At 60.5% G+C, this 4,698-nt stretch carries 4 protein-coding genes; 3 read left to right on the top strand and 1 reads right to left on the bottom strand.

Annotated features, from left to right (window positions below; all coding sequences use genetic code 11):
- A partial coding sequence (locus WBB95_RS03160) for an ABC transporter substrate-binding protein (protein ID WP_424486256.1) occupies window positions 1–1,255 on the bottom strand: 1,255 nt, incomplete at its 3' end.
- Between the two features lie 211 nt (window positions 1,256–1,466).
- On the opposite strand from WBB95_RS03160, the gene WBB95_RS03165 reads away from it, so the two are divergent.
- The 3 genes from WBB95_RS03165 to WBB95_RS03175 all read left to right on the top strand — a co-directional run bounded on the left by WBB95_RS03165 (window position 1,467) and on the right by WBB95_RS03175 (window position 4,562).
- The gene (locus tag WBB95_RS03165; RefSeq protein WP_424486257.1) at window positions 1,467–2,405 is read left to right on the top strand and encodes an AraC family transcriptional regulator; all 939 of its coding nucleotides are present in this window, start codon (window positions 1,467–1,469) and stop codon (window positions 2,403–2,405) included.
- A 154-nt stretch (window positions 2,406–2,559) separates the two neighbouring features.
- A complete protein-coding gene (locus tag WBB95_RS03170; RefSeq protein WP_424486258.1) occupies window positions 2,560–3,522 on the top strand; it encodes a nucleoside-specific channel-forming protein Tsx in 963 nt (320 codons plus the stop codon).
- A gap of 14 nt (window positions 3,523–3,536) precedes the next feature.
- The gene (locus WBB95_RS03175) at window positions 3,537–4,562 is read left to right on the top strand and encodes a purine-nucleoside phosphorylase (RefSeq protein ID WP_424486259.1); all 1,026 of its coding nucleotides are present in this window, start codon (window positions 3,537–3,539) and stop codon (window positions 4,560–4,562) included.
- Window positions 4,563–4,698 lie beyond the last annotated feature (136 nt).

The raw sequence follows: 4,698 nt of genomic DNA on the forward strand, positions 1-4,698 counted from the left end.
CCGTCATGCCACCGGTGAGCGCCGCCGAGAACAGCTTGCCGACCGACGTGCCGATGGCCTGGAATTCAGGGATGGTCACGTACTGGATGCCCACGTACGGCACCGGCTGGGCCGACGGGTGCGCGGGGTCGGCGTGTTTCATCATCTCCAGCGTCACCTGGGCAAACGGCGCCGCCTTCAAGTACGCCTCGTTGTAGGTGGACTGGCGGGTGCCCGGCGGTACGTTGGTGATGCCTTCTTTGGCGGCGACCAGCTGGATGTAGTCCTTGGAGGTCGCCCAGCTGATAAACGCCTTGGCAGCATCCTTGTGCTTGGACGTCGCCGGGATCGCCAGGGACCAGGCATACAGCCACGAAGAGCCCTTGTCGGTGACTTCGGTCGGGGCCGCCGCGAAACCGACACTGTCGGCCACTTTGCTCTGGCTCTTGTCGGTGGTGAACGAGCCGGCGACGCTGGCGTCAACCCAGATCGCGCACTTGCCACTGTTGAACAGCGCCAGGGTTTCATTGAAACCGTTGCTGGACACCCCCGGCGGGCCGTATTGCTTCAGGGTATTGACGTAGAAGTTGGCGGCGGCGGTCCATTGCGGGCTGGTCAACTCGGGCTTCCACTGCTCATCGAACCAACGCGCACCAAAGGCATTGGCCATGGTGCTCAGCAAGGCAATGTTCTCGCCCCAGCCAGCCTTGCCGCGCAGGCACATGCCGTACTGGTCTTTGTCTTTGACGGTGAGCTTGGCGGCGAACTCGCCGAGCTGGGTCCAGGTCGGGTGCGCGGGCATGCTCAAGCCGGCTTGCTTGAACAGGTCGGTGCGGTAATAGGTCACGGTGCTTTCGCCGTAGAACGGCAAGGCATACAAGGTGTTGTCGACCGACAAGCCCTGGCGCACCGAGGGGAAGATGTCTTCGGCGTCATAGTCGGCCGGCAATTGGGTCAAGGGTTCCAGCCAATGCTTGGCGCCCCACAACGGGGTTTCGTAGGTGCCAATGGTCAGCACGTCGAATTGCCCGCCCTGGGTGGCGATATCGGTGGTGAGGCGCTGGCGCAGCACGTTTTCTTCAAGCACCACCCAATTGAGCTTGATGTCCGGGTGCTGCGCCTCGAACACCTTGGACAGGCGCTGCATGCGGATCATGTCGCTGTTATTGACCGTGGCGATGGTCACGGTGTCGGCGGCGTAGCTGGGCATGGCCAGCGCCAGGGCCGAGAGCAGAAACAGCGCGTGCGGGAGCTTGGCTTTGCAGGTCTGGAGCATGGCGGTTTCCACCTGTTGTTTTTGTTGTAGAGCGCCGATTACAGCAGCTCTGCCAAGCCCTCACAAACGAATGGCGCATGCTCAACTGATACTTTTTTAACCCAGGCACCCGGATCAAAAAAGTATCAGTGCCGGGCGAAACCGGGGGTAGCGCCGACACGCCGCACGCGCGTATTTTGAGGGTACTCCAAGCTCAACAAGAAGCCGCACCATGCCTGTCAGCCGCGCCAAGCTGTTCGAGCACCGCCCCGCCGAACTCGAAGTGATCCTGCCCGAACCCGAGCATTGCTTTCGCTGGTTCGAGCACGACTACCCTTATGAACTGGCGCGCTGGAACCACCACCCCGAATTTGAAATCCACCTGATTCGCCAAGGCAGCGGCAAGCTGGTGGCGGGCGACTACATCGGCGCCTTCAGTGCCGGGCATGTCGCACTGATCGGCCCGGACCTGCCCCACGACTGGATCGGCGAGCTGGCCCCTGGCGAATACCTGACCGGGCGCGACGTGGTGCTGCAATTCGACGGCGCCGCGCTCCTTGCGCTGCGCAAGACGTTGCCGGAGCTCGGCGACCTTCAGCAACTGTTCGACAGTGCCCGGCGCGGCCTGCAGTTCAGCGGCGACACTGCCGTGCAGGCCGCCTGCTTGATGGAAGACATCGGCAACGCCCACGGCCTGCAACGGCTGATCCTGTTCCTGCAACTGCTCGACACCCTGAAAAACGCCGCGCCGCCGCACGTACAGGCATTGGCCAGCCCCTGCTACGCCCCCACCCTGGACGCGCGCAGCGCCGAACGCATCAACCAGGCGTTCGACTACCTGATGCGTGAACTGACCGGCGACGTGCGCTTGTCGGTCATCGCCCGGCAACTGGACATGAGCGAACCGGGCTTCTCGCGCTTCTTCAAACGCAACACCGGCCACGGTTTTATCGACCTGATGCGCAAGTTTCGCGTGCAGCGTGCCTGCCGCTTGTTGCTGCAAAGCGATATGTCGGTGGCCGACATCTGTTTTGAGGTGGGCTACGCCAACCTGTCCAACTTCAACCGGCACTTTCGGATCGAAATGAACCAGACGCCGAGCGACTATCGGCGCGAGACCGCGATGCATCTGTTTAACCGCATCGAAAAAATGACACCCAGTCATTTCTGATCAAAAGGTCGACTAATCCCCATTTTTTTCAGGCTGATCAACCGATTGAGAAAAGTTGGTACAACCTGTGCAAACGTTTGCGGAACGAACTTGGCAACCAAGTTCACCCTTACCCGCTGAATCGGGTCCAACCGCGTACGAATAGGGATTTTCAATGCACCCCACCTCAAGGCGTCCTGCTTCCTTTGGTGTTTCTTTGCTACTGGCCGCCGTTACGGGAGTACTCAGTGCCCCCATTTTGGCGCAGGAAAAGACCGCCGATGACTCAGCACAGGGCGAAACCCTCAGCCCTGAAACCAAAAGCCCGGAAGCGAGCCCGACGAAAAAAGGCGCGTACATGTCGGACTGGTTCAACCAGGACCTGACGTTGATCGGCAGCAAAGACATCAGCTTCGGCCCCAAACCCGCCGACGATGTGTACCTGGAATACGAGTACTTCGGCCGCAAGGGCCCGTTCGAGCTGTACGGCTATATCGACGTGCCGAAGATCCTCGGCATCGGTAACAGTAATGACAAAGGCGTGTGGGACCATGGCTCGCCCGTGTTCATGGAGCACGAGCCGCGTATTTCCATCGATTACCTGGCGGGACGCAGCCTGGCGATCGGCCCGTTCAAGGAATGGTATGTGGCGTTTGACTGGATCTACGACCACGGCAGCAACAAGTCGAACCGCGCCAACACCCTGTACAGCGGCCTGGGCACCGACATCGACACCCATTCGCGGGTCAACCTGTCGGCCAACTTCTATGGGCGCTACCAGTGGGAAAACTACGGTGCGAGCAATGAATACTCGTGGGACGGCTACCGTGCGCAGATGAAGTACATCGTGCCCATCACCAGTTTCGAAAACGGCGCTTCACTGACTTACATCGGTTTCACCAACTACGATTTCGGCTCCAGCCTGCACAAGGACAACCCGGCGCGCACCGCCAACTCCACAGTGGCCACCAACGTGCTGCTGTATTCGTTTACTCACCTGCGCTTCACCCTGGTTGGCCGTTACTTTCATAACGGCGGCAACTGGGAAGATGGCAGCGAGTTGAATTTTGGCGAGGGTAATTTCCGCGCCCGCTCCGACGGCTGGGGTTACTACGCCGGCGTGGGCTACCAATTCTGATCAAGGAGCATTAGATGAACACCTTTACCCGTCTCTCGATTGCTGTGGGCCTGGCCCTGCTGCCCCACGTGGTGTTGGCCGACACCGCGCCAATCAAACCGAAAGTGATGCTGATCACCATGTTCGCGCCAGAGGCGCAAACCTGGATCGACCGCCTGGAACTCAAGCAGGAAGTGCGTGTGCCGGGCTTGTCTGCCGAATACCCGGTGATCCGCTGCAACACCCAGGATGTGTGCCTGATGGTGACCGGCATGGGCCAGACCAATGCGGCCGCCTCAACCCTGGCGCTGGCCTTGTCGCCCAAGTTCGACCTGCGCCAGAGTTATTTCCTGATCGCCGGGATTGCCGGCATCAGCCCCAAACACGGCACCATCGGCACCGCCGCCTGGGCGCACTACCTGGTGGAGTTCGGCACCCAGTGGGAACTGGATTCGCGCGACGTACCCAAGGAGTGGCCGACCGGTTACATCGGCATCAACACCAAAGGCCCCAACGAAAAACCACCGCTGGACTACAAGACCGAAGTGTTCGAACTGAACCCGAAGCTGCAGGCCAAGGCATTCGCCTTGTCGCAGAAGGTTGAGCTGACGGAAAGCAAGGAGTCCACAGCCTGGCGCAAACACTACCCGGCCGCCCCGGCCAACCAGCCGCCGCAGGTCACCCGTTGCGACACCCTGGCGGGCAACACCTGGTTCTCCGGCACACGCCTGAGCGAACGCGCTGAAGTCTGGACCAAGCTGCTGACCGACAATAAAGGCGAGTACTGCACCACCCAGCAGGAAGACAACTCCACCTACGAAGCCCTGCTGCGCGCCAGCCGCGAAGGCCTGGTGGATATCCAACGCCTGGCCGTGGTGCGCGCAGGGTCCGACTTCGACCGTCCGTACCCTGGGTACAGTGAAGTGGACAACCTGCTGAAATACGCAGACCAGGGCGGTTTTGTGCCGGCGCTGGAGAACCTGTACCGCACGGGCAACCCTCTGGTACAGGCGATTCTCAAAAACTGGACTGCGTGGGAAAAAGGCGTCCCCGAGGCCTGATAAAAATCAAACATGTGAGAGCGAGTGTGCCTGTAGATCGTTCTCACGCTCTGCGTGGGAACGATCAGGTGTGGCGAGTCACTCAAGCCTACTCGGTCAACTGTGGGAGCTGGCTTGCCTGCGATGGCGGTGGGTC

Source organism: Pseudomonas sp. (assembly GCF_049645325.1).
GTDB lineage: Bacteria > Pseudomonadota > Gammaproteobacteria > Pseudomonadales > Pseudomonadaceae > Aquipseudomonas.